This is a genomic window from Sorangiineae bacterium MSr12523, assembly GCA_037157775.1.
Taxonomy (GTDB): Bacteria; Myxococcota_A; Polyangia; order Polyangiales; family Polyangiaceae; genus Pendulispora; species Pendulispora brunnea.
This window is the reverse complement of sequence record CP089982.1, coordinates 6,348,609-6,373,977: the sequence shown is the minus strand read 5'-3', so window position 1 is coordinate 6,373,977 and position 25,369 is coordinate 6,348,609. Positions and strand designations below refer to the sequence as shown.

Annotated in this window: 19 protein-coding genes and 1 pseudogene; 14 read left to right on the top strand and 6 right to left on the bottom strand. The window is 65.7% G+C overall.

Translation table 11 applies throughout. The annotated features are described in order from the left end of the window. Positions 1-14 precede the first annotated feature (14 nt). On the bottom strand, positions 15-575 hold the full coding sequence (locus LZC95_24610; protein ID WXA99984.1) for a hypothetical protein: 561 nt from the start codon (positions 573-575) through the stop codon (positions 15-17). A gap of 12 nt (positions 576-587) precedes the next feature. Next, positions 588-1,706, bottom strand: coding sequence for a prephenate dehydratase (gene pheA, locus LZC95_24605; GenBank protein WXA99983.1), 1,119 nt, complete (start codon positions 1,704-1,706; stop codon positions 588-590). A gap of 216 nt (positions 1,707-1,922) precedes the next feature. Here pheA and LZC95_24600 point away from each other — a divergent pair, with 216 nt between their 5' ends. The 8 genes and pseudogenes from LZC95_24600 (at position 1,923) to LZC95_24565 (ending at position 8,548) form a co-directional block, all read left to right on the top strand. Further along, a complete protein-coding gene (locus tag LZC95_24600; GenBank protein WXA99982.1) occupies positions 1,923-3,011 on the top strand; it encodes a thiamine pyrophosphate-dependent dehydrogenase E1 component subunit alpha in 1,089 nt (362 codons plus the stop codon). Further along, positions 3,012-4,070, top strand: a complete 1,059-nt coding sequence (locus LZC95_24595) for an alpha-ketoacid dehydrogenase subunit beta (protein ID WXA99981.1) — start codon at positions 3,012-3,014, stop codon at positions 4,068-4,070. Positions 4,071-4,103: 33 nt separating this feature from the next. Further along, positions 4,104-5,198, top strand: a complete 1,095-nt coding sequence (locus LZC95_24590) for a serine/threonine protein kinase (GenBank protein WXA99980.1) — start codon at positions 4,104-4,106, stop codon at positions 5,196-5,198. Between the two features lie 22 nt (positions 5,199-5,220). Then, a complete protein-coding gene (locus LZC95_24585) occupies positions 5,221-5,550 on the top strand; it encodes a BolA family transcriptional regulator (protein ID WXA99979.1) in 330 nt (109 codons plus the stop codon). Positions 5,551-5,610: 60 nt separating this feature from the next. Continuing rightward, positions 5,611-6,300: pseudogene (locus LZC95_24580) on the top strand (serine/threonine protein kinase). Between the two features lie 183 nt (positions 6,301-6,483). Then, the gene (locus tag LZC95_24575) at positions 6,484-7,326 is read left to right on the top strand and encodes a thymidylate synthase (protein WXA99978.1); all 843 of its coding nucleotides are present in this window, start codon (positions 6,484-6,486) and stop codon (positions 7,324-7,326) included. Next, the gene (locus LZC95_24570) at positions 7,326-7,811 is read left to right on the top strand and encodes a dihydrofolate reductase (GenBank protein ID WXA99977.1); all 486 of its coding nucleotides are present in this window, start codon (positions 7,326-7,328) and stop codon (positions 7,809-7,811) included. Before LZC95_24575 ends, LZC95_24570 begins: the two co-directional genes overlap by 1 nt. Before the next feature lie 11 nt (positions 7,812-7,822). Then, a complete protein-coding gene (locus LZC95_24565; protein WXA99976.1) occupies positions 7,823-8,548 on the top strand; it encodes a DUF72 domain-containing protein in 726 nt (241 codons plus the stop codon). On the opposite strand, the gene LZC95_24560 is transcribed toward LZC95_24565, so the two are convergent. Continuing rightward, positions 8,545-9,162, bottom strand: coding sequence for a Uma2 family endonuclease (locus tag LZC95_24560; protein ID WXA99975.1), 618 nt, complete (start codon positions 9,160-9,162; stop codon positions 8,545-8,547). The two genes, LZC95_24565 and LZC95_24560, sit on opposite strands and share 4 nt — an antisense overlap. A 31-nt stretch (positions 9,163-9,193) precedes the next feature. Then, on the bottom strand, positions 9,194-11,851 hold the full coding sequence (gene ligD, locus LZC95_24555) for a DNA ligase D (GenBank protein ID WXA99974.1): 2,658 nt from the start codon (positions 11,849-11,851) through the stop codon (positions 9,194-9,196). 74 nt (positions 11,852-11,925) lie between these two features. Between ligD and LZC95_24550 the strand changes: the two genes are divergently transcribed. Both LZC95_24550 and kbl read left to right on the top strand, forming a co-directional pair. Continuing rightward, a complete protein-coding gene (locus LZC95_24550) occupies positions 11,926-12,828 on the top strand; it encodes a Ku protein (protein WXA99973.1) in 903 nt (300 codons plus the stop codon). A gap of 95 nt (positions 12,829-12,923) precedes the next feature. Continuing rightward, a complete protein-coding gene (gene kbl / locus LZC95_24545) occupies positions 12,924-14,120 on the top strand; it encodes a glycine C-acetyltransferase (protein WXA99972.1) in 1,197 nt (398 codons plus the stop codon). 122 nt (positions 14,121-14,242) lie between these two features. Here kbl and LZC95_24540 read toward each other — a convergent pair whose 3' ends face one another. After that, positions 14,243-15,442: an NAD(P)-binding domain-containing protein gene (locus tag LZC95_24540; GenBank protein WXA99971.1), complete on the bottom strand. Its 1,200-nt coding sequence runs from the start codon at positions 15,440-15,442 to the stop codon at positions 14,243-14,245. Between the two features lie 85 nt (positions 15,443-15,527). Between LZC95_24540 and LZC95_24535 the strand changes: the two genes are divergently transcribed. Then, complete coding sequence (locus LZC95_24535) at positions 15,528-16,154, top strand: hypothetical protein (protein WXA99970.1); 627 nt, start codon at positions 15,528-15,530, stop codon at positions 16,152-16,154. 51 nt (positions 16,155-16,205) lie between these two features. Continuing rightward, entirely contained in the window at positions 16,206-17,915 is a 1,710-nt protein-coding gene (locus tag LZC95_24530; protein ID WXA99969.1) for a M20/M25/M40 family metallo-hydrolase, read from the top strand. Between the two features lie 14 nt (positions 17,916-17,929). On the opposite strand, the gene LZC95_24525 is transcribed toward LZC95_24530, so the two are convergent. Continuing rightward, the gene (locus LZC95_24525) at positions 17,930-18,469 is read right to left on the bottom strand and encodes a GNAT family N-acetyltransferase (GenBank protein WXA99968.1); all 540 of its coding nucleotides are present in this window, start codon (positions 18,467-18,469) and stop codon (positions 17,930-17,932) included. Positions 18,470-18,546: 77 nt separating this feature from the next. On the opposite strand from LZC95_24525, the gene LZC95_24520 reads away from it, so the two are divergent. Further along, the gene (locus LZC95_24520) at positions 18,547-21,861 is read left to right on the top strand and encodes a PD-(D/E)XK nuclease family protein (GenBank protein WXA99967.1); all 3,315 of its coding nucleotides are present in this window, start codon (positions 18,547-18,549) and stop codon (positions 21,859-21,861) included. Beyond that, complete coding sequence (locus tag LZC95_24515) at positions 21,858-25,364, top strand: UvrD-helicase domain-containing protein (GenBank protein ID WXA99966.1); 3,507 nt, start codon at positions 21,858-21,860, stop codon at positions 25,362-25,364. The genes LZC95_24520 and LZC95_24515 overlap by 4 nt, the downstream gene beginning before the upstream one ends. Positions 25,365-25,369 lie beyond the last annotated feature (5 nt).

Sequence of the window (25,369 nt, the reverse complement as noted above, 5' to 3'; positions counted from 1 at the left end):
GTTCCTTCTTCTTCTTATTTCTTCGGCTTTGCGGAGCCCGCGGCGCTTTTGGAGGGGGGCTCGGTGGCGGGGCCGACGGTGAGGACGAGGATGGTCTTGCCCACGGTGTCGGCGGCGGCGCCTTCGTTCTCGTTGGTCATGACCGTGACGCGGTGTTTGTCCGTCGTGTAGCTGAGCATGTTGGCGATGGCCATGCGGTCGCCGTCGGCGGGGATTTTCGAGTTGTAGAACTCGACGACTTTGGCGACGGGATCGTTGGTCGTCAGGGTGACGGAGAAGGCGTCTTGGCCGGAGGCTGCGGCGGCCATCACCTTGGCGCCGGGGTAGACGGGGACGTCGGCGGGGAAATTTTCCGGCATCTTCTGCGTCGTGCCGAAGGTGACCTCTTCGCCGGGCTTGCTGCCCTTGAAGGTGAAGCTCTTGCCCTGCTCGTCGCCCTCGGCCTTCTCCAGGCCGGCCTTCTCCATGGCCTTTTCCTCGATGGATTGCTTCAGCTTTTTGCAGCCCGCGAGGGGCATGCAAAGCGTGAGGGCCCAGAGAGCGGCAAACCTGGCGAGCCGGCGTTGGTCAAGCATCCGCCTATTCTGTCACGGGATGGACGTGAGGCGGATCGGATCTCGCCGCGCGTAGCTGCCCAGCACCTTGACCATGTCGCAGGCGCTGCGGAGATTCTCCAGCGCGCGCTGCACGTTGTCGTCGGTGCGATGGCCTTCGAGGTCCACGAGAAAGACGTAGTCCCACGGTTTCTGCTGGCTCGGACGCGACTCGAGGCGGCTCAGATTGACGCCTTCCTCCTCGAACGCCGAGAGCACCCGGCGAAGCGCGCCCCGCTCGTCCTTCACCGAGAACGCGAGCGACGTGCGGTCGCGGCCCGTGCGCGGTGCATCCTCCTTGCCGAGCACCACGAAGCGCGTGGCGTTCTCGGTGCGGTCCTGAATGCGCTCGCGCAAAATGGTGAGCCCGTGAAGCTCGGCGGCGAGGGGACTCGCCACGGCGGCGCCGGCGGTGTCGAGCAGCGCTTGCCGAGCGGCCGCCGTCGTCGATGCCGTTTGCACGAGCTGCGCGCCCGGCAGGTTCTTCGTGAGCCACCCACGGCACTGCGCCAGCGCCTGCGGATGCGAATACACGCGCTGCACCGAGGAGAAGGGGACGCTGTCGCGTGCGAGAAGGGCATGCTCGATGAGCAGCACCAGCTCTTCGCGCACGACCACGTTTCCCTCGATGAGCAAGTCCGCCGTTAGGGTGACACTGCCCTCCGTCGAGTTCTCGATGGCAACCACCCCGAGCGCAGCATCGCCCGTGCGCACTGCGTCGAACACGCCCTCGATGGTGGCCGCCTCGCGGTACTGCGCCGAAAGGCCGAACAGATAACGCGCTGCCATCTGCGTGAAGGTTCCCTCGGGCCCGAGGAAGGCAACATGCAGTGGCTGCTCGAGCGACAGGCAACCGCTCATGACCTCACGAAACACCGCGCGCACGGCATGCTGCGGAAACTGCCCCTTCGCCAGCGCCGAGAGGCGATCGAGCACCGCCCGCTCGCGCTCCGGATCGCGCAATAGCTTTTCCGCGCCTTCCTTGTTGGCGGCCGTGTGAGCCGCCCGCTTGGCATGCCCGATGGCGACGGCCAAGCTGGCACGTTCGTTCAACAGTTCGAGGATCCGTTCATCCGTGGCATCTATCTGGGCGCGCAGCGATTCGATCGACATGATGGGACTCAAACGTTAGCCGCAATGCGGGCCCCGCGGGATGCCACTTCGCGTCATTATTTTCACGGATTCAGAAAACAAGAAGCGATGCAGCACAGAAACGCGACGCCGCGTTCGGTTAATTTCGATCGGCGCCATCATTGCCTTCTCGCGGTTTACGACCAGGGTTACTACATACTAGTGTCGCAGCGCCTCCCCGAAGGACCGGAGTGAAATGTGAGCACGACGCCAATCCAAGAACACTTCTATCCCGATACCAAGCTGTCTCCCGACGTGCTCATCCGCTTGCACGAGCTGATGTTGCGTTCGCGCCTGCTCGAAGAGCGGTTGATCCGCATGCAAAAGCAGGGCGACGGCTATTTTTGGATCGGTGGTCCCGGCGAAGAGGCCTTCAACGTGGCCCTCGGCCTTCTGGTCGATAAGGGCCGCGGCCCGGCGCACGACTACCTGCACCTGCATTACCGATCCAGCGCCACGATGGTGGCCATGGGCATCGACCCGGCCGACGCAATGCGGCAGATGAAGAACACGGCCACGGACCCGTACTCGGGCGGCCGCAACTTCGTGAACCACTACTCGATCCCCGAGTGGAACGTGGTCCCCGTCTCGTCGCCCATCGAGGTGCAATTCTCCATGGCCCCAGGCACCGCGCTCGTTCAAAAGCGCTTCGGTGGGCGGGGCATCACCATCGTACAAGGCGGCGACGCCGGCACCGCCGAGGGTGACTTTGCGAGCTGCCTCATTTGGGCGACCCGCCCGGGGATGGAGCTGCCCGTCCTCATGATCGTGACCAACAACGAGTTCGGCATCTCCACGCCCGCCGCCGAGCAGCACGGCGAAAAGCGCATCGCGGACCGAGGCAAGGCCTTCGGCATGCAGACCGCGGTGGTCGACGGCAACGATCCCGAGACGGCATACCTGGGCATCAAGCAGGCGATGGACTACGTGCGCAGCGAGCGCAGGCCGTTCTTGCTCGAGGCCAAGGTCTCCCGGCTTTACGGCCACTCCTCCTCGTCCGGCGCCAACTTCGTCACGGGCGAGTCGGACTGCCTGGCCAAGTTCGAAAAACGACTCGAAGAACGGGGCATCTTGAGCCGTCAGAAGATGGACGAGCTACGTGTTCAGGAGACGCAGGCCCTTCTCGAAATGTCGAAGCGTGTCCGCACCGAGCCGCAGCCCAAAGGTCCGACCATCTACGATCACGTCTTCGCTCCGACCGAGGTCGGCGGCGAGGCCAAAGCCCGCCAAGATGCCATGTGCGCCGTAGCCAATCCGGCAGCGATCAACAATAAGGAACAATCGTAAATGGCCACCATGGTGCAAGCCATCCGCATGGCGCTCCACGTCGGTGAAGAGCGCCTCGGGGTGACGGACGTCTTCGGACAGGATCTCGGCCCGCCGCTCGGCGGCGTGTTCACGCAGTCGCAAGGCATCAAGTGCTCGTGGAACTCGCCGCTCGACGAGCGCGGCATCATTGGCTGCGCGATCGGTCTCGCCCTCGCGGGCGCGCGGCCGGTGTGCGAGATTCAGTTCTGCGACTACGCGTACAACATCATCGACCTGCTCAAGCTCGGTGGCGGCATGTACTGGTCGTCCAACGGGCAGTGGAATCTCCCGCTGGTGATGATGACGCCCGTCGGATCGGGCATTCACGGCAGCATCTACCACTCGCACTCGTTCGATGCGACGGCGACGCACATTCCGGGCTGGAAGATCGTGATGCCGTCGAACCCGCGCGATGCCTACGGGTTGATGCTCAGCGCCATCGCCGATCCGAATCCAGTGATGTTCCTCGCGCCCAAAGCATTGCTTCGCGCGAAGGCGCTGCCGGGCGAGGAAATCCCCGGGGAGCCCGACGAGCGTGCCCTGAGCAAGATGATCGACGCGCCGCTGGGCGATCGCAGCAAGTGGACGCCGAGCTGGCCGGCGACGCCGGATTTGTTCATTCCGATTGGCAAAGCCTCCACCGTTCGTCCGGGGCGCGACGTGACGTGCGTCGCGTATGGACGCATGGTGCCGCTGTGCAAGAAGGCCGCCGACGAATTGGCGAGCGACGGGATCGACGTCGAGGTGATCGACCTGCGCACGTTGATTCCGTACGACTGGGAGCATCTGCGCGAGAGCATTTCCCGCACCGGGCGCGTGCTCTTCGTGAACGAGGACACCGAGGTGACGAACTTCGGCGAGCACCTGCTCCGCCGCACGGTGGAGGAGCTCTTTTACCAGCTGCTCGCGCCGCCGCGTCTTCTCGCCGGTGCGTTCGTTCCGGGCGTGGGCCTGGCGGATGCTCTGGACACGGCGAGCGTGCCGCAGAAGACCGAGATTTCGAGCGTGCTGCGCGAGCTTGCGCGGCACCAGCCGTAACCAGCGAAAGTTGGACAGGGTGGGGATCCCACGATGTTTCTGGCCGGCGACACGTTCCACCGTTATCGCATCGAGGACAAAATCGGTGAGGGCGGCTTGGGGGTCGTGTACCGCGCGTACGATCCGATTCTTCATCGCGAAATCGCGCTGAAGATCGTGCGCCCGGAGGTGGCGCGTACGCCCTTGGGAGAGCTTTCCGAGGCGGCCCTTCGCTTGATGCGCGAGGGCCGCGCGGTCGCGTCGTTGAACCATCCCAACGCGGTGGGCATTTTCGATGTCGGCGAGATCAACGGCACGCCGTACATCGCGATGGAGCTCGCGCCGGGCAAGTTGCTCAGCACCTACGTGGGGGACGAGGACGTGCCGATGCGGCTTCGCATCGGGTGGCTCGCGCAGATCGCGTGCGGGCTCGATGCGGCGCACGAGCAGGGGCTCGTCCACCGCGACGTGAAGCCGGAAAATGTGATGGTCTGCGACAACGGCGAGGTCAAGCTGTTCGACTTCGGTGTGGTGAAGCGGCTGGCCACGGCCCCGCAGGTGGCGGACGACACGGAGCCGAATTCGGAGCCGGTGGCCACGCGCGTGGGCGTGGTCATGGGTACGCCGCTCTACATGGCGCCGGAGCAAGCGCTCGGCGAGGCCGTGGACGGGCGAAGCGATCAATTTGCATGGGCCACCGTGGCGTACGAGCTGCTCAGCGGCGGTGTGCATCCCGTGATGGGGAAGAACCCGCGCGGCGTGCCCATCGCGCTTCCGTTTTTTCAGCCGGGGGTGGGGCCGAAGCCGCTATCCCAGGTGGCGTCGGAGTTGCCCGACGGTGTCTCGGACATCGTGATGAAGGCGCTTTCGAAGCTGCCGGGCGACCGATTCGACAGCATGGGCGAGATCGCGGCGGCGTTGGAGGCCATCGGCGAGGCCATGGATGCCGCGGAGCAGGCGGGGGAAACCGAGCCGGCGCCGGCGATGTGGCAGCCCATGCCGATCATGGACGCGATGGACGCGGGAAAGCCGCGCCGGCGTCGGGGCAGGTGGGCGTGGGCGATTGCGGGCGTGCTCGTGCTTTCGGTGGCCGTGCTGGGGTATCACTTCGGGCCCTGGGGTCGGCGGCACGTGGCGCAGCATCCCTGAGTCTCGTGCTAAAATGGCGGGTATGGCAATGGGGCGAATGGCGGACCGCATCCGCGAAAAGCTGCGCGACAACTTGGCGCCCAGTGTGCTCGACGTCATCGACGAGAGCCGCATGCATAGCGTTCCGAAGGACGCCGAGACCCACTTCAAGGTGGTGATCGTCTCGCAGGCCTTCGACGGCTTGGGCCGCGTGGAACGGCACCAGACCGTGTACCGCATCTTGAAGGACGAGCTCGCGCAGGGCGTGCACGCGCTCTCCATCATTTCGAAGAGCCCCGCGGAGTGGGAAAAGGAAGCCGCCGTGCCCGCGTCGCCGCCTTGTCTGGGCGGGTCGAAGAGCGGGGGCAACTAAAGGCGGCGCCCGGTGCGCATCGGCAAGTACGAATTGGGTGAGCGCATCGCCACGGGCGGTATGGCGGAAGTGTACCTTGCGCGGCTGCCGCTCGGTGGCAACCGCATGGTGGCGCTCAAGGTGCTGCGCGAGAGCCTTTCGGACGATCCGACGTACGTGACGATGTTCATCGACGAAGCGAACCTGCTCGCCAAGTTGGCGCACCCGAACATGGTGCAGGTGTACGAGTCGGGCGAGCACGCGGGGCGGTACTTCCTCGCGATGGAGCTGCTCATCGGCGATTCGCTGCAGCGGGTGTGGGACGCATTTCAGGACCACGGGATGCGCATGCCCTATGGGGTGGCGGCATGGATGGCGGCGCGGGTGGCGGACGGGTTGCACCATGCCCACGAGCTGCGCGACGAGTCGGGCAAGCTCGAGAACGTGGTGCACCGCGACGTGAACCCGAGCAACATCCAGGTGACCTTCGACGGGCGCATCAAGGTGCTCGATTTCGGGTTGGCGCGCTCCGAGTCGCGCGCCTCGAAGACGGCCGCGGGCGTCGTGAAGGGCAAGCTGGCCTACCTGTCACCCGAGCAGATCGAGGGGCACCCACCCGATCGCCGCGCGGACATTTTCGCGCTGGGCACGACGCTATGGGAGATCACCGTCGATCGGCGATTGTTCAAACGCGAAAACGATCTCGATACCGTGCGGGCCATTGCCAAGTGCGATGTGCCGGATCCGCGGACCTTGGTCGAGGGGTATCCCGAGGCGCTGTGGAGGGTGGTGGGGAGGGCGCTGGCGCGGGATCCGGCAAACAGGCATGCGACCGCGGCGGAGCTGGCGCAGGAGCTCGATGCGGTGGTCCCGCAGCTTGGTGAGCCGGTGACGACCGCGACGATTTCGAAAATGATGGGTCAAGTCTGTGCGTGGGCGAAGTAGAAGGGAGCCATGAAGGCGTATTTGGACCTCCTGCGAAGGGCGCTGGATCAAGGCGACGAGCGCGGTGACCGGACTGGGACGGGGACGCTCGGCGTGTTCGGGCATCAAATGCGCTTTCGGCTGCAGGACGGCTTTCCGCTTTTGACGACGAAGAAGCTGCACCTCAAGTCGATCATCCACGAGCTTCTCTGGTTCCTCAGTGGCGAGACGCACGCCGAGCCCTTGCAGGCGCAAGGGGTTCGCATCTGGAACGAGTGGGCCACCGCGGAAGCGTGCGCCAAGTTCGGTCGCCAAGAAGGCGACCTGGGACCGATTTACGGACACCAGTGGCGCAACTTCGGGGCGACGAGGCTTCCGGACGGGACATATGCCAACGATGGCGTCGATCAGATCCGCCGTGTGCTCGATGGCATCGTTCACAATCCGACGAGCCGGCGCCTCATCGTGACGGGTTGGAATCCGAAGGAGGCCGACGAGGTGGCCCTTCCGCCGTGCCACACGATGTTTCAGTTTCACGTCGCGAATGGCGCGCTCTCGTGTCAGTTGTACCAGCGCAGCGGGGACATCTTTCTCGGCGTGCCCTTCAACATCGCGAGCTACGCGCTGCTCACCATGATGATCGCGCATGTCACCGGTCTGCGCCCGGGCGACTTCGTCCACACCTTGGGCGATGCGCACCTGTACAAGAATCACCTGGAGCAAGCGCGCGAGCAGCTCACACGCGCGCCGCGGCCCCTGCCGCGCATGGTGCTCAACCCCGAGGTGAAGGATCTCTTCGCGTTCCGCTACGAGGATTTCCAGCTCGAGGGCTACGATCCGCATCCGCACATCAAGGCCGAGGTCTCCGTTTGATGGAGGCGCTGGCATTGATTGCAGCCGTCGCCCGCGGCGGCGTTATCGGCATCCAAGATGGCGGGCTGCCCTGGCGCATTCCCGAGGACATGCGCCATTTCAAGCGCACGACCTTGGGGCATGCCGTCATCGTGGGCCGCAAGACCTACGAGAGCTTCGGTAAGCCACTGGTGGACCGACGCAACATCGTGGTGACGCGTCAGCGCGATTTGGTGATTTCAGGGTGCGAGGTGGTGGGGTCGCTGGAGGATGCCGTGGCGTTGGCGCGAACCACCGATCCCGAGCCGATGGTCATTGGCGGGGGCGAGATTTACCGGCAAGCGTTGCCGCGGATCACGCGCATGTACCTTACATACATCGACCGCGACGCCGAGGGCGACGTACGGTTCCCGGATTACGATGCGAACGATTTTCGCGAGCTGGAGCGACGCGTCGGGGAGACCCCGGATATTACGTTCGTGACCCTGGAACGCATCCCGCGCTAGCCTTTGGGGCTATGCGCATTTCCGTCGGGACCAGCGGCTACAGTTACAAAGAATGGCGCGGGGACTTCTACCCCGAGAATACGCAGCCCGATGGGTATTTGGCGTATTACGCATCACGCCTGCCGACGGTGGAGATCAACAATACGTTCTATCGCTTTCCGTCGACCAAGTTGCTGGAAGGATGGGCGGCGCAGGTGCCCGCGGATTTTACCTTTGCGGTGAAGGCGCCGGGGCAGATTACGCATCAGAAGAGGCTCAAGGGAGTCGGGGAGCTGGTGCGCGATCTCTTCGTGAATTTGCGCACGATGGGCAGCAAATTGGGGCCCGTGGATTTCCAACTTCCGCCCAACTTCAAAAAAGACATGCCGAGGCTTCGCGATTTTTTGGCGGCGGTTCCGCCCGATGCGAAGACGGTGATGGAGTTTCGCCACCCCTCGTGGTTCGACGACGAGGTGTACGCCACGTTGAAAGAGTTCGGCGTAGCCTTGTGCATTGCCGAATCGGACGAATTGGAAGCCGCGGGCGCCGACAAAGACGATTTGTCCGCACCGCTGGTGGCGACGGCCAACTGGGGATACTTGCGTTTGCGGCGCTCGGACTACGGCGAGGCCGAATTGAAAGCATGGGGCGAGCGGGTGCGGTCGCAAGCCTGGGAGCAGGTGCACGTGTTCATCAAGCACGAGGCGGTGCAATCGCCGCTGCTCGCGGTGAAGTTGAAAGAGTTGCTCGCGGGTTAGCCCGGCTCGGGCGCCAGCCGCTCCAATTCGCTCCAAAGTTCGTCGATGTTCAGCGTGAGTCCGGGGCACCCGGGAACGGGATCGATCGATCCTTCGGTTTGCGCGACGGCGCGAACATATTTACCTTGCGGCCCAAGTTCGAAGATTTCGAGAGTTCCGATGGCCGGATCGAGAAGCCAGTAGTAACGGACACCGATGCTCTCGTATTCGCGCATCTTGTCGACGCGGTCGCGGCGCACATCCCGTGGCGTTGGCGTGACAATCTCGACGAGAATGTCCGGCGCTTTCGTAAGCACACCATGGCGTGGTGGGGCGGGACTTCCGGGTAGGTAGACTACCACGTCAGCCTTTCGGCCGCGCTTCGGGCCGACGCGGAGTTTGACCTCGGAAGCCATGACGAATCCGCCGCGGCCGCGAAGCCATACTCCAAAGAGCATGATCAACCATGCGACGGCAAGCTCGTGCACCGGATCGGGCATCTCTTCCTCCACCAAGTAGCCGTCGACCAACTCGCCCTGTTCGTCCTCGTCGAGATTTGCCCATTCTTCCAGCGTGAGGGCACGCCCGGCGGGGGGAGGAGGGGGGGTCCAGAGTAGCTCCCAAGAGGACTGCATGGCGCTAGTTTATCAGAAGCAAGGGGCAGGGCTAACTGACCGCCGGAAGCGTTTGCGTGGGCTCGAGGCAAGGGGCGTAGAGGTCGCCGTATTGCTCGATGCGCGCGCGCATGGTCCGCAGGTTGAAAGCGCGAGGGTCCAGCGCGTTGGTGACTTCTTCCCAGCGCAGCGGCGCCGAAACCGGTGCGCGATCGGCCGCGCGCAACGTATACGGGCACACGATGGTGCGGCCGCCGCCGTTTTGGCCGTAGTCGACGTAGAGACGGCCGCGGCGCTTTTCCTTGATGCGCTCCACCGTCGAGATGGACGGCATCACCTTGGCGACGGCGCGGGCGACTTGCTCGGCGAAGTGCACGGCATCCTCGTGCGAAGGGCCGCGGGCGAGGGGAATGACGATGTGCAGACCGCGTTTGCCGCTGGTTTTTACCACGCTGGTCAGCGAGAGCGCCTCGAGCAACGTGCGCACGGCATGGGCCACCTGGATGATCTCTTCCCAGCGGGTGGCCTCGCCCGGATCGAGATCGATGACCACGTAATCGGCTTGGGCGAGCGCATTGTGCACTTGGGTCGTGCTCGTCGCCTCCGGCGGGGCGTGGCTTGCCCATTGATGCAGGGTGAGCGCGGCCAGATTGGCGAGCCATTGCAGCGTCTCCAGATTGTCGACGACGATGCGCTCTTTGATGGGACCCTTTTCGTTCAGTTTGTACCAAGGCGCCTTGTCGCGAAGGAACGCGATGCGCCGGACGAAATCCGGTGCTTTCGGCGGCAGCCGGTGCTGGAACCATTCTTCGTCGTCGATGCCGTGCGGCCAGCGCTGCATGTGAATCGGCCGGCCCTGCAGGTGCGGAAGCATCACCGGGGCGATATCCGTGTAGTAATCGAAGACGTCCTGCTTGGTGATGCCATCGCGCGGGTAAAGGATCTTCGTCGGGTTCGCGAGCTTCACGCTCGTCTCTTTGACTTCACGGACGGGCGGCGGGCGAGGGGACGCATGCCCAACCGCATCCTCCCGAATGCACTCCTCGGGCGACTTGTCTTCGCGCATGGCGATGAAGCGCGGAAAGCGCATGATGCGCTCACTCGTCCACTCGCCCAGCCCCACCTCGCACACGAGGCGTGGCTCGCAGAAGCGCGGCTTCGGCAGCTTCGGCACATTGAGCATTTTCGGTGTCGCCACGCGCATCGCATCGAGCTGCTCGGCCAAACGCGCACGCAGCCGATCGTCGAAGCCCGTGCCGACGCGGCCCGCGTAGACCAAATCGCCGCCCCTCGAATCATGAACCGCCACCAAAAGCGCCCCCACCACCTCGGCGCCCTTCAGCGGAAGGTACCCACAGACCACCGCGTCCTGCCGCTGCTCGAACTTCAGCTTCACCCAATTGGCATTGTTCCCTGGCGTGTACAGCGACCCCTTACGCTTCGCGATGAGCCCCTCGAGGCCCGCGCGTTTCGCCGCCGCCAAAAGATCCGACGCCTTGCCCTCCATGGCCGATGAAAACGACAGCGGCGGTTTCGCCCCCTGAAGCAGCGCCTTCAGCAGCTCTCGACGCTCCTCGATCGGACTCTTTCGCAGATCGCGTCCGTCGAGCCACAGCAGATCGAACGCCGCAAATGCAATTTGCGCGCTCTTCGTATCGCCCCCCAGCCACCGCTGCAGCGCCTCGAAAGACGGGCGCCCCTCGTCGTCCACCGCGCAGGCTTCCCCATCGATGACCACCTCGCGTGCAGGGAGACGCGCGATGGACGACGCGATCAGCGCAAATCGGTCGGTCCAGTCATTCGATTTGCGCGAGAACAGGCGCACGTCATTTCCGGCTTTTCCCGCCAGCAGCCGATACCCATCGAACTTCACCTCGAAGAGGTAGAGCGACCCGTCGCCGACCAGTGGCCCGTTCGTCGCCTTCGACACCTCGCCGATTGCGAGCAAAAGCTCTCGCGCACTTTGCGCTATCGGGGACGCCGACGCGCGCAGCGGCCCGCGCGTGGCGCGAAGACCGCTCACCACGGATTCGGGCCGGCTGGTCACGATGTCCAATTCCGGATTGGCCATCTCGTCGTGGGCCTTGAAAAAGAGCCACTGTGGTTTGCTCTCCTTCGTTTCCCCGCGGCGTTTCGTGCGCACCAGGTGCCACCCGCCATGCAGCTTTTCCCCGGAAAAGCGCAGGTGAAAGTGCCCCTTCTCGCGCATCCACGCCAGAAGCTCGGCCTGATTGCCCTTGATGGCCGTCGGAACGCCGTTCATCGGCGCGGGCTCGTAGGTGCCACGGTCCCAGATGAGAACGTCGCCGGCGCCGTATTCGCCGTCCGGAATGCGCCCTTCGAAGTCGTTGTAGTCCATCGGGTGGTCCTCCACCTCGACGGCCAGCCGCTTCACGTTGGGATCGTACGACGGGCCCTTGGGGACGGCCCAGCTCATCATCGTACCCCCCAGCTCGATGCGCAGATCGTAATGAAGACGCCGCGCGTCGTGCTTCTGAATGACAAAAACGCCTGCCCCCGTCGCGACAGCTGTCGGACTTGTCGGAATCGCGTCAGCCGGAACGTCCTTGGTTCGAGATGAGGTTGTTTTCTTTACGGGAGACCGCGACCGATGGGACGATGTCTTCTCGGTGCCATCTGGCTCGGGCGTTACCTCGAAATTTCGCTTGTTGCGGTACTTTTCGAGCTTATCGAACGACTTATCACCCACAGCCTTTATATTCCTTTTAAGCTGCCGGGCCGCTTCAACCGAGGCGGCGCCGGCCTCATTGGAGAGACGAACCCATGCGTGCGATGTGGTCGGGTGAAATTGCCTTCGGTCTCGTTACGATTCCCGCCAAGCTCTATTCGGCGACGAAGGATTTGACGCCGAGTTTTCATCAGCTCCATACCGAGTGCGGCTCCCGTATTTCGATGGTGCGGCGGTGCAACAAATGCAACCGCGACGTCGAATGGGGGGAAATCGGAAAAGGGTACGAGGTTTCGAAGGGCGAATATGCGCTCTTTTCGAAAGAAGAGCTCGCGAAAATGGAAGGGGACGAGAGCCCCGGCGGCATCGATATCGTCGAGTTCATCGACCCGGAAGACGTCGACAACGTCTACTTCAGTAAGAGCTATTGGGTCGGTCCCGGCGGCAAGAGTGCCCGCGGCTTCTCCTTGTTGCGCGAAGCCTTGGTCTCGACCAAACGCGCTGCGTTATGCAAGGTCCGCATCCGCACGCGCACGCAGCTGGCCATGCTTCGCCCCCGCGGAAAGCTGTTTGCGCTGGATATGCTCCGGTTCGCCGACGAAATTGTCCCCGGCGACGAGATCGTCCTGCCGGACACCAAGGAGCCCAGCGATCGCGAGCTCCAGCTGGCGCTGAACCTGGTCGAGCAGTTGAACGGTGACTTCGACGTGACGAAGCACCCCGACGAATACCGCGCGGCGGTGGAAGCGGCGGCCGCGGAAAAAGTGGAGCGGGACGAGGTCGCCCGCGATGGCGGGGAGGCCGAAGAGCGCGCGGCCGCAGGGGTGGGCGGCAAGGTCATCGACCTGGCCGACCTTTTGGCGCGGTCGCTTCGGGTGGCGCCGGCCAACGCACCGGCCAAGCCGCTGAAGAAGACCGAGCCGCAAGACCAGAAGGAACAAGAGGTCGAGAAGGAAGAGAAGAAGCCCAAGAAGAAGGCCGCCGGCAAACGCGGGTAGTCGCCAAGGCTGCCTTGAACTAGGCTCCCGCGCGCGGTGCCCGAGCGATCGCGGCATCTCGTGACGTACTCAACCAAACCGAGACGGGAGCTGCCATGTACGGCAAGGCCAAAGAGATCTATGGCGCAACGCTGAAGGAGATTCGCGAGGCAGGGTTGGAGAAGAGGGAGCGGCACATCCTTTCGCCGCAGTCCGCGGAGATCCGCGTCGGCGAGAAGAAGGAGCCGGTCCTCAACTTTTGCGCGAACAACTACCTGGGGCTCTCGTCCCACCCCAAGGTCATCGAGGCGGCGCACGCGGCGATCGACACGCACGGCTTCGGTCTGTCGTCGGTGCGCTTCATCTGCGGCACGCAGGATGCGCACAAGACGCTGGAAAAGAAGATCTCGGACTTCGTCGGCACCGAGGACGCGATCCTCTACTCGTCGTGCTTCGACGCGAACGGCGGCTTGTTCGAGACGTTGCTCGGCGACGACGACGCGATCATCAGCGATGCGCTGAACCACGCCTCGATCATCGACGGCATCCGCCTCTGCAAGGCCGAGCGCCATCGCTACCCGAACGGCGACATGGAGGCCCTGGAAAAAGCGCTGCGCGCGACCCAGACGAAGCGCCTGCGCCTCATCGCGACCGACGGCGCCTTCTCGATGGACGGCTACCTCGCGAAGCTCGATCGGATCGTGGAGCTCGCCGAGAAGTACCAGGCCATGGTCATGGTCGACGACAGCCACGCCACGGGCTTCATCGGCAAGACCGGCCGCGGCACGGCGGAGCATTGCGGCGTGATGGGCAAGGTGGACATCATCACCTCGACCCTGGGCAAAGCCCTGGGCGGGGCCGCCGGTGGCTTCACCGCCGCGCGCCAGGAGATCGTCGACCTTCTCCGGCAGCGTTCGCGCCCGTACCTGTTCTCGAACACGTTGGCTCCCGCCATCGTGGGCGCATCCATTGCGGTGCTCGATCTTCTGTCGTCCACGACGGAGCTTCGCGATCGGCTGACGGAAAACACCGCCGCCTTCCGCTCGAAGATCGCCGCCGCGGGCTTCCAGACGAAAGAGGGCGTGCACCCCATCGTTCCCATCATGTTGGGCGACGCCCGCCTCGCCCAGGACATGGCCGCGGCCATGCTGGACGAGGGCATCTACGTCATTGGCTTCTCGTACCCGGTCGTCCCCAAGGGTGAAGCCCGCATCCGCGTGCAGCTCTCCGCGGGCCACACCCCCGAACAAGTCGACCGCGCCGTCGCCGCCTTTGCCCGCGTGGGCAAAAAGCTCGGCGTGATCAAAGCCTGAAGAAATTCACAGGGAGGCGGGGAGACGGGGAGGTTTTGAGGTTTCCAATTCGCCCATGGGGCGAAACTGGGAACCCTAAAAACTCCCCGCCTCCCCGCCTCCCTGTTCAATCAAATCGCGGCTCAGAACGGCTTGACGGTGACCTGGATGATTTGATCTTTCAGGTCCTCGATTTCCGTGGTCATCGCCAGGGGGGGCGCCGAGGCGAGGCGGATGGTGGCGACGGCGGCCTTGGCGCCGGCGAAGATCGTGTTGGTCATCTCCTCGACGTTGAGGCCGTATTTGCGGACGATGGCCAGCACCGACGCGAGCACGCCGACCCGGTCGTAGTGGCGCACGATGAGCTGCACCTTGGCGGGGGATGCGCGCTCGATGTTCACCGCGCTCTGCGGCTGCCCTAGCTTGATGAACTCGCGGCAGATGCGCACCGCCTCCGCGGCGATGGCGTTCTGCGCTTGCTCGGTGCTCGCGCCGATGTGGTGCGTGCCCACGAAGCCGGGCAGCTTGCACAAGGGATGGTCGAAGGTCGCCGTGCCGCCCTCGGGCTCGGGGTTGTAGACGTCGAGCCCCACGCGCAGATTTCGCTCGCGCATGGCTTTTTCCAGGGCAGCGGTATCGTGCAGGCTGCCGCGGCTCGTGTTGACGAAGCTCGCGCCGTGCTTCATGCGCGCGAAAAACGCGTCGCCGAAAAGGCCGCGGTTGTCGGCCGTGCCGGGGATGTGCACCGTGACGATGTCGCTGCGTTCCGCAAGCTCGAACAAAGTTGCGCAGGGCACGATGCCCAACTCCTGCGCGAGGTCCAGGTGCGGGCCGAGCGTATAGCTCACCAGGTTCATCTCGAAGGCCGCGGCCCGTTGCGCAACGGCTTGGCCGATGGCGCCGAGGCCCACGATGCCCAACGTCTTGCCTTTGAGGCCGTCCGCCTTGCTGTATTCCTTCTTGTTCCACTGGCCATCGCGAAGGTCGGCCGTGTTCTGCGGGATGCGCCGGTCGAGGGCGAGGATCAACCCCACCGTGAGCTCGGCCACGGCCACGCTGTTTTTGCCGGGACAGTTGGTTACATAAATGCCGCGTGCACTGGCCGCATCGACATCGATGGTGTCGATGCCCGCGCCAGCGCGGATCACGAGCTGGAGGCGGCTCGCCGCCTCGATGGTCTCGCGGGTGACTTTCGTGCTGCGCACGACGAGGATTTCGCAGTCGCCGGCAATAGCCGGTAATTCGGTGGCCGAAGCCTCCGGGCGGTACTCGACCTCGAGGCCGAGGGAACGAAACTCGAGGAGGTAGTTTTCTGGAAATTTGTCGGCAATGACGACGCGCATGGCTGCGATGATATCGGCACGACGGGCGTCTGGCGCGAAACTTGTGATGGCAAGGAAGCGCCCTGACCAAGTAGCATAGGGGCCAATGCGCACTTCGATTGCATGTGTCCTTCTCCTCGGGGTGGCCTCGTGCGAACAGGCCCCAGCACGCAAACCGCCGGCAGAAGTCCCGATTTCGGAGTACCGGGTCGAAGGTCCTGCACCCGAAGCGCCCCCGCCCGATGGGAAGGACGACGGCGGAGCGACCCCTCCGCCTAGCACCGCCAGCAGCGAGAAGAGCGAAGGGTCGACGACCCCGGCCACGAAGTTGGATGCGAAGAATGGATTCGCGGGTGTCCAGCTCGGCGCCCCATTCAAGTCGTTCCGCTTCTTGAAAGAGTCGGAGCGAAGCGGCGATCACATCACGTACAAGGTGACGCGCGGCACGCCTTCTTACGGTGGCGTTGCGCTGAAGGATGTGACGTACACCTTCAACAAGGGAAAGCTCGACACCATCGTGTTTTCCGTGAAGGCAAACAAAGATTGCAAAGGCATGAAGGAGTCGCTCGAGCGCGAATTGGGCACGCCGCAATCGACGTCGGCGCAGGCCCAGGTTTGGAAGGGTGAGAAAGTCGGTTTGCGTTTTGCCATCGCGCCGAACAGCTCCTGTGGCGGCTCGGTGGTGAGCCGCGAGCTCGCCGACGCCATCAGCTGGGCGGGCCTGCAGCCGTAAGTACGGGCGGTCGCGACGTCGCGACCGCGGGCCGTGTTAAACCCCCGGGTCATGAAGCGCAATTTGCTCCGGGGATGGGCCTTGGCCGCGGCGGCGGCCGTGCTTTCGGCGTGTGCACCTGCGATGACCCGGCCGACGGGAACCACGGGCGCCAACGTGGGGGCGTACACGCCGCCGGACATTCGGCGCGAGGCCGTATCGGCGCACGTGCGCTTTCTCGCGCACGATTTGCTCGAGGGCCGCGGAACCGGAGAACGGGGGCACGCGATTGCGGCCGCCTACCTCGCGACCCAGCTCCAGGCCATGGGCGCTACGCCGATGGGTGACAAGGGTAGCTATTTTCAGGACGTGCCGCTTCTCGGCGCGAAGATCGCCTCGGCGAGCCTTTCGGTGGCGAAGCCCAATGGACTCTCGCGTCCTCTGGTCTTCGAGCAGGACTTCTGGATCTCGCCGGCCTACGTGCGGGGCGATTTCCAGGTCGAAGCGCCGCTCGCGTTCGTGGGGTATGGCATCGAGGCGCCCGAATATCACTACGACGATCTGCACGGGGTCGACGTACGCGGAAAAATCGCCGTGGTCATGTACGGAGCCCCGCTCGGACAACGGGCCGATTTCTTCCCGGACTTGCCCTCGGCGGTGCTGGGCGACTTGCGGCAGAAGATCGTGCGGCTGCAGGAGCTCGGTGCGGTGGCGGTCGTTGCGGTGCATCCACCGCGGGTCGAGAAGGTGGTTTCCTGGGACGACTTCATCAAGGAGCGTCGCACCGAGTTGCTGACGTTGCGCTTGGACGCGCCCGACGCGAAACCTGGGGAACCGCACCGCGTGTTGCCCGGCGTCGAGCGGCCGCGGCTCGCGATGCCGGGCAAGGTTTTCGACGAGCTGCTCGCGGCGGCCGGGCGCACGGAGCGGCTCGAAGGCCTAGTGGCCGCCGCCGACTCGGGCAAGCCCATCACGTTCGACCTAGGCCTCACCGCGCGCATCGCGGTTCGGTCCACGGTGCGCAGCTTTTCCTCGCAGAATGTCGTGGCGCGCATCACGAAGGATCCATCGTCGCCGCTGGCCAACGAAGCCGTGGTGGTCTCTGCCCACTCGGACCATCTCGGCATCCGCGAGCCCGTGGGCGGGGATGCCATTTACAACGGCGCCGCCGACGATGCGGGCGGTTGCGCGGCGGTGTTGGAGATCGCGCGGGCCTTTGCGCAGGGGCCCGCACGGCCGCGGCGCTCGATCCTGGTGGCCTTTTTCACCGGGGAGGAGCGCGGGCTGCTCGGCTCCGAGTACTTCGCGATGCACCCGCCCATGCCCATCGAGCGCATGGCGGCCATCGTGCAGACGGACACCGATTACCCCATTTCGCCGCTGCGCAACCTGGAGGTGCTCGGCCCCGAGCACAGCTCGATCGCCGTGAACGTGCGCGATGCCGAGCGCGCGCTGGGCATCAAGGCATGGCCGGATTCGCAACCCGCGCAGACGTACTTCACGCGATCGGACCACTATTCGCTGGTCAAGCGCGGAGTTCCTGCCGTGTTTCCCATCATCGGGTTCGTCGGGCAGACGCCGCAGGAGGCCGCAACGCGGCGGGAGTGGCAGAAGGCGCGCTACCACACGCCGGCCGACGAATGGGAGCCGCAGCGCGATTACCAGCCGCTCGCCGACTTTGCGAAGTTTCAGTACCTCGTGGCGTTGTCGGTGGCGGATCACCCCGAGCGCCCTCGCTGGAACAAGGGCGACTTTTTCGAGACGCACCCGTTCCTGAAGTAGCTCCTGAAATAGCTCTAAAGTAGCTCTTTCGCGCGGCGCTCGAAAATGGTGAGCTCGCCGAGCATCTCGTGCTCGCGCGAGCCGATGCGCACCATTTTGCATTTCTCGATGACCCGCAACGAGGCGCGGTGCCATTGGAAGGTGGTGGCCTGCACGGCGCGGACGCCGGGCTGGGAGAGCGCCCACTCGAGGGAGCACTCCACGGCCTCGGTGGCGAAGCCTTGGCCTTGCCACTCGTCCTCCACGCCGTAGCCGACTTCGGCAATGCCGTCGGGGCCTGGGCGGCCGTGGAAAATCACACTGCCGACGATGCGTCGCTCCTTCTTGCGCACGATCATCAGGCGGTCGCCCCAGAGGCGCGTCTCGGGATCTTTGCGGATGTCGCAAAGGGAGGCGGGAAAGGCGCGTTCGATGAGGGCGCGGCCATGCCAGCGGCGCGGCAGGGGCGCGTTGACCAAGTTCTCGATCTTGTTGCGATCGCTCTCCATCACGGCTTCCACCACGGGAAGGGTGAGGGGAACCAGTTCGAGTCGTTCGGTGAGGAGCACACTCACGGGATCGATGATAATTTCTCCCGCCGCCGCGAGACAGAACGAAACAGACGGAAACACGCGAACTTCGACCAACCGGAATGAACCAGCTCGACCTCCTCTCTGCACGCAGCACCGAACCCCGACGGATCGTTGTCGGATCGTCGCGGGCGGAGCTTCGCATTGCACGCGCTGTGTCGTGGCTCGCGTCACGCGGAAACACGACGCGACTCGTCATCCTCGGTCCGACGTTGGAGGTCGCTCTCGAGATCGGCCGCGAAGCCGGAGCGCAAGTTCGTCAAAGTTTCGGCTGGGAGCGGACCACCTTGTCCCGTCTGGCGGCCACCCTGGCCGCGCCCGGGCTGGCCGAACGCGGGCTCGTGCCTTCGGGCCGTCTCACCCTGGAAGCACTTGCGACGCGCGTGGTGCATCGCCTGGGCGAAAACCAGGAAAACGAGCTCGGGCGCTTTGCGGCGGTGGCCGATCGGCCGGGTCTTCCGCGCGCGCTGGCGCGCACCTTCGACGAGCTGCGCATGGCCAAGATTGCCCCGCGCAGCATCGGCGAGGACGATTTGCAACGGCTCTGCGACGCCTTCGAAACGGAGCTCGAGGCCGACCAAATCGCCGACCGCGCGCTCGTGTTCGAGCTGGCGGTCGCAGCGGCGCGCGACCGAACGACGCAGCATCCATGGCTCGACGTGCCACTCGTCCTGGTCGACGTGCCGCTGCGCACGGCGCGGGAAGCGGAGCTTCTCGCTGCGCTTTCGGCGCGCGCGGAGTGCGTCCTGGCGACGTACCCGGAAGGGGACGAGCGCGCGCAGCAGCACCTCGAGGCCGCGCTGGGGGTGCGTGCGGTGCACCTCATGGATCGCGCGGCGAGGCCCGATTCGCTGACGCGGCTGCAGCGCGGTCTCTTTTCGCCGACCACGGAGCCGGGCGACGCCGACGATGCGGTGGAGATGCTCTCGGCCCCGGGCGAGAGCCGCGAAAGCATCGAAATCGCGCGCCGCATTCTGCGCGAGGCCGGGCGCGGTGTGCCGTTCGATCGCATGGCCATCGTGCTGCGCGCCCCCGGCGCTTACCGCGCGCACCTCGTCGAGGCGCTGCGCCGTGCCGCGATTCCCGCGTATTTCGCCCGCGGAACGGTGCGGCCGGATTCCGCCGGCCGAGCCTTTTTGGCACTGCTTCGGTGCGCGACGGAGAAGCTCTCCGCGCGGCGCTTTTCCGAGTACCTCTCGCTGAGCGAGGTGCCCGATGCCGACGACGCGGGGCGTCCACCCGCGGCGCTCGAGGGGAGCGAGCGCTGGGTCGTCCCCGATGAAGACTTCTTGCCCGGCGTTCTCGAGCGCACCGCCGAACTCGAAGAGCCCGAGGACGAGGCCGACGTGGCCGCGCACGGTCCCACGTCGACCGCGGTCATCGGCGGCTCACTCCGTGCGCCGTACCGCTGGGAGAGGCTCATCGTCGACGCGGCCGTCATCGGCGGGCGGGCGCGCTGGGACCGGCGCCTTTCGGGTCGCGCCAAGGGCCTCGAACGCGAGCTCACGGTCTACCCGAGCGATCACGCCCGCGCCATCGCCATCCGGCGCGAGCTCGCGGACCTCGGGAGCTTGCAGAGCTACGCCTTACCCCTGCTCGACGACTTGGCCGAGCTTCCCGAAAAGGCACACTGGGGCGAGTTCATCGATCGCCTTGGCGCCATGGCCACGCGTGCGTTGCGCCGCCCCGAGCGCGTGCTCTCGGTGTTGGCCGAGCTCGAGCCGCTGCGCCGGGTCGGCCCGGTGTCGCTGTCCGAGGTGCGCCTCGTGCTCGAGCGCCGCCTCACGGAGCTCACCGTACCCCCGCGCGGACGGCGCTACGGGTGCGTGTACATTGCATCCACCGACGAAGTGCGCGGGCTGGCCTTCGACGTCGTGTTCCTTCCCGGCCTGGCGGAGCGCATTTTCCCGCAAAAGGTCATCGACGACCCGATTTTGCCGGACCGGATCCGCCTCAGGAAGGACACGGATCTCATCACGAACCGCGTGCGCTCCGAGGAAGAGCGCCTCGCGCTTCGTGTCGCGGTGGGGGCGGCCAACGCGCGGCTCGTTCTGTCGTACCCGCGGCTCGATGTGGAGCAGTCGCGCCCGCGCACCCCGTCGTTTTACGGGCTGGAAGTGCTGCGCGCGGCGGAAGGACGGCTGCCCGGGTTCGACGAGCTGGCCCGCCGCGCCGAGCGCGTGGGCGATGCGCGCATCGGATGGCCGGCGCCCGCACAGGCCCGCGATGCCGTGGATGCCGCGGAGCACGATCTTTCCCTGCTCGAGTCCATTCTGAAAAAGCCGGAGGGCGAGACCGTCGGAACGGCGCGCTACCTGCTCTCGACCAACCCGCACCTGGCCCGTGCCCTGCGCACGCGTGCGCGCCGGTGGCATCCCAAGTGGTGGCCCGCCGATGGCCTTCTGCACGTGACCGGCGAGGCGCGCGAGGCGCTCGATGCGCACAACCTGACGGCGCGCTCGTTTTCTCCGACGGCGCTGCAGCACTTCTCCGCGTGCCCGTACCGCTTCGTGCTGCAGGCCATTCACCGCCTCGGCCCGCGCGAGGAGCCGGCGCCCATCGAGGAGCTTTCCCCGCTGGAGCGCGGCTCGCTCGTGCACGACGTGCAGTACGAGCTTTACGTGGGGCTGCGCGAAAAAGGGATGCTCCCCGTCACGCGCGAGAACCGGCGCGCGGTCGAGGCGGAGCTCGATCGCGTGCTGGCCAAGGTGGCCGCCCGCTACGAGGACGATCTGGCGCCGGCGATCGATCGCGTGTGGAAGGACGGCATCGAATCCATCGCCGCGGACTTGCGCGAGATGCTCCGCCGCGACGCCGAGGACGACGAGTGGGTGCCGACCCACTTCGAGCTCTCGTTCGGCTTGCAGGACAAGGGCGCGCGCGATCCGGTCAGCGTGGACGATCCGCTGTCGCTCGACGAGGGCATCCTGCTGCGCGGCTCCATCGACTGCGTGGAGCAGAGCACGCGCGGGACGCTTCGCGCGACGGACTACAAGACCGGCAAGGTGCGCGCGACCGCCACCACGAAGATTGGCGGCGGGCAGACCTTGCAGCCGATTTTCTACGCGCTCGCGCTGGAGAAGCTCTTCGAAGGGAAAAATGTGGACGGCGGGCGCCTTTATTACTGCACCACCACGGGCGAGTTCAAAGAGGTGACCATCGAGCTGGACGATGCCGCGCGCGTCGAGGCCAAGACCGTGGTGAGCGTGGTCGGCAACGCCATTGCAAAAGGAGCGCTGCCGGCGGCGCCGGACGAGGGCGCGTGCCAGTACTGCGACTACCTGCGCGTGTGCGGCCCGTACGAGGAGCTGCGCACGCGCAAGGTGAAGGACCAAGCGCCGCTGGCGCCGCTCGTCGCCCTGCGGAGGCGCGCATGAGCGACCTTTTCGGCACACTTCGCAAGCCGCTCACCGACGCAACGGCGCGCCAGCGTATCCGCGAGGACCTCGACACGACGTTGGTCGTGGAGGCGGCCGCGGGAACGGGGAAGACCACGGAGCTCGTGGGGCGCGTGCTCGCGCTGGTGCGAAAAGGGCGCGCACGGCTCTCGGGCATCGTGGCCGTCACGTTCACCGAAAAGGCGGCCGGCGAGATGAAGCTGCGGCTGCGCACGGAAATCGAGAACGCGCGGCAGAACAAGACGGCCGAAGCGGTGACCGGTTCGGAGCGGGCCAACCTGGATGCGTCGCTGGCCGAGCTCGAGGCCGCGCACATTGGAACGATCCACGGCTTCTGCGCGGACCTTTTGCGCGAGCGCCCCGTGGAGGCATGCGTCGACCCTCTGTTCGAGGTGGCGGACGACGACGGCAAGCAGCGCATCCTGCGCGATTGCTTCGAACCATGGTTCGAGCGTCAATTGGCCTCGCCATCGCTGTCGGTGGAGCGGGTCCTGCGCCGGCGCTCCCGCGATCGCGATGCCGTCGGCCCGCGCCACGTGCTCTCCAACGCCGTCTCGGCGCTCATCGAGCAACGCGACTTCGACACACCCTGGGAGCATGTACCGTTCGACCGCCGCACGGCCATCGACGAGCTTCTCGTCGAGCTGCGCGCGCTCGGAGATCTCGCACCGCGTGCAGACTACAAGGATTCCTGGCTGGCCAAGAGCTTCGCCGAGATCGCACGGTACGTGGGCGAAGCCGATCGCCGCGAGGCCGTGCGCGGTGAGCGCGACTACGACGGCCTCGAAGCCGAGCTGCGCACCTTGAGCCGGCAAAAGCTCTGGGGCTGGAAGGGCAGCGGCAGGTGGTACACCAAGGGCCTCGAACGCCAGCAGGTGCTCGACGATCGGGCGCGCACGCACGAGAAGTTGAAAGCGGTGCTCGAGCGCGCCGATGCCGATCTCGCGGCGGGCCTGCGTGAGGAACTATGGCCGCTCGTGGCCGAGTACGAGGCGCGCAAGCGGAGCGCAGGGAAGCTTGATTTTCTGGATTTGCTGCTCCTGACCCGCAACCTTTTGCGCGACCACCTGGACGTGCGCAAGGAGCTTCAGTCGCGGTTTTCGCATCTTCTGGTGGACGAATTTCAGGACACCGATCCGCTGCAGGCGGAGATCCTGTTGCTGCTGGCGGCGGACGATCCGGCCGAGAGCGATCCGATGCGGATCAAACCGGTGCCGGGCAAGTTGTTCGTGGTCGGCGATCCCAAGCAGTCGATTTACCGATTCCGGCGCGCCGACGTGGCGCTGTACGAGAGCATCAAACGGCGCCTGGCCGAGGCGGGGGCCGACGTGCTGCATTTGTCGACGAGCTTTCGCAGCGTGCCCTCGATTCAAAAGGCCATCAATGCGACCTTCGCCCCGCTGATGCAGGGAAACGCGCGCGGTTCGCAGGCGACGTACGTGGCGCTGGAGCCGTTTCGCGAGGACAGCAAGAAGGCACCGATGCCCGGGGTGGTGGCCCTTCCGGTGCCGCGGCCTTGGGGCGACTACGGAAAGATCGTCAATTTCAAAATCGACGATTCGTTCCCCGATGCCGTGGCGGCGTTCATCGATCATCTGTTGAACGAAAGCGGGTGGACCATCGCCGAGAAAGAAGGCGGGCGTGCGGTGCCGCTGGAAGCTCGGCACGTGTGCCTCTTGTTCAAGCGGCTGCAGAACTTCGGCGCGGACGTGACGCGGCCCTACGTGCGGGCGCTGGAAGCGCGGCGCATTCCGCACGTCCTCGTGGGCGGCCGCTCGTACCACGCGCGCGAGGAAGTCGTGGCCATCGTGAATGCCCTCTGCGCGATCGAGTGGCCGGACGACGAGCTATCCGTGTTCGCGACCTTGCGCGGCCCGTTTTTTTCGTTGGGCGATGATGCGCTGCTGGCCTTTCGACACCGCATCCGGGGCGACTTGAACCCGTTCCGGCGCGTGGAGCCGGAGCTGCTGACGGATCTGACGCGGCCCGTGCGCGATGCGATGTTGCTCTTGGCGCATCTTCACCGCCGGCGCAACCGGCGGCCCATTGCGGACACCATCGTGCACGTGCTGGAGGCCACGCGGGCGCACGCGGGCATTGCCATTTGGCCGACGGGCGAGCAGGCGCTGGCCAACGTGCTGCGCGTGCTCGACATCGCGCGGCGGTTCGAATCGCGCGGGGCGACGTCCTTTCGGTCCTTCGTCGAATACATGAAAGACGAGGCCGAGCGCGGAGGCGTTTCGGAGGCGCCCGTGGTGGAGGAGGGGACCGACGGCGTGCGCATCATGACGGTGCACCGCGCGAAGGGCCTCGAGTTCCCGGTGGTCATTCTGGCGGATCCCACGGCCAAGCCGACCTTGTCCGAGCCATCGCGCTACGTCGATGCGTCACGGCGGTTGTGGGCCATGCCGCTCGCGGGGGCATCGCCGCACGAGCTTCTGGTGAACCGCGACGAGGTGCTCGAGCAAGACGGCGAGGAGGCGATGCGGCTGCTCTACGTTGCGGCAACGCGTGCGCGGGAGATGCTCGTGGTGCCCGTGCTCGGGGACGAGGTGCCCGGGGATTTTTGGACCAGCGCATTGAATCCCGCGATTTACCCGCCGGAAGATGCGCGGCGGCACCCCGAAGCGGCGCCGGGTTGTCCGGAGTTCGGGCCCGACAGCGTGCGCGAGCGGCCGGACAGCGCACGCCGTGACGTGCACGAGGCGGTGAAGCCGGGGTTGCATCGGCCGATGGCCGGAGAGCACTCCGTGGTGTGGTGGGATCCGAATGCGCTGGGGCTCGACAAGCACCACGACGTCGGGCTTCGGCAGCAACGAATCTTGGAGGCCGACAAAGCGGGCGTGGTCGCCGAAGCAGGCGAAAGGCTGCACGCACTCTGGCGAAGGGAGAGGGACGAGGCGATCGCCAAGGGCAAGACGCCGTCGCGGGTGGTGCGGACGGTGACGGAGGTCTCGCACGGAGAAGGCACCCCCACGGCTCCCAGCGCAGACCGCGTGGAGCTCCTCGTCACCACGGGAGGCCGCCGGGAAGGCCGGCCCCGCGGAAAGCGATTCGGCGTATTGGTGCACGCCACTTTTGCGGCGGTGGACTTGACGGCCGGACCGGACGCGGTGGCGAAGGTCGCGCGCATCCAGGCGCGGCTCGTGGGGGCGAGCGGCGCGGAGATCGAGGCGGCCACCGTGGCCGTGGTGGCCGCGCTCGCGCATCCCATCTTCGACCGGGCGCGCGCGGCCGTGGAGTGCCGGCGGGAGTCGCCGATCCTCTGCCACATGGCCGATGGTGCCCTGCTGGAGGGCGTGCTCGACTTGGCGTTCCGCGAGCGGGACGAGCACGGCCACATCTGGACCGTGGTCGACTACAAGACGGACGCCGAGATCGCGGAGCGGGTTCGCGAGTACGAGGCGCAGGTGCTCCTGTACGCCCAGGCGATTGCCGAATCGACCCACGAACGCGCGCGCGGCGTTCTGCTCTCGGTGTAGTTCCC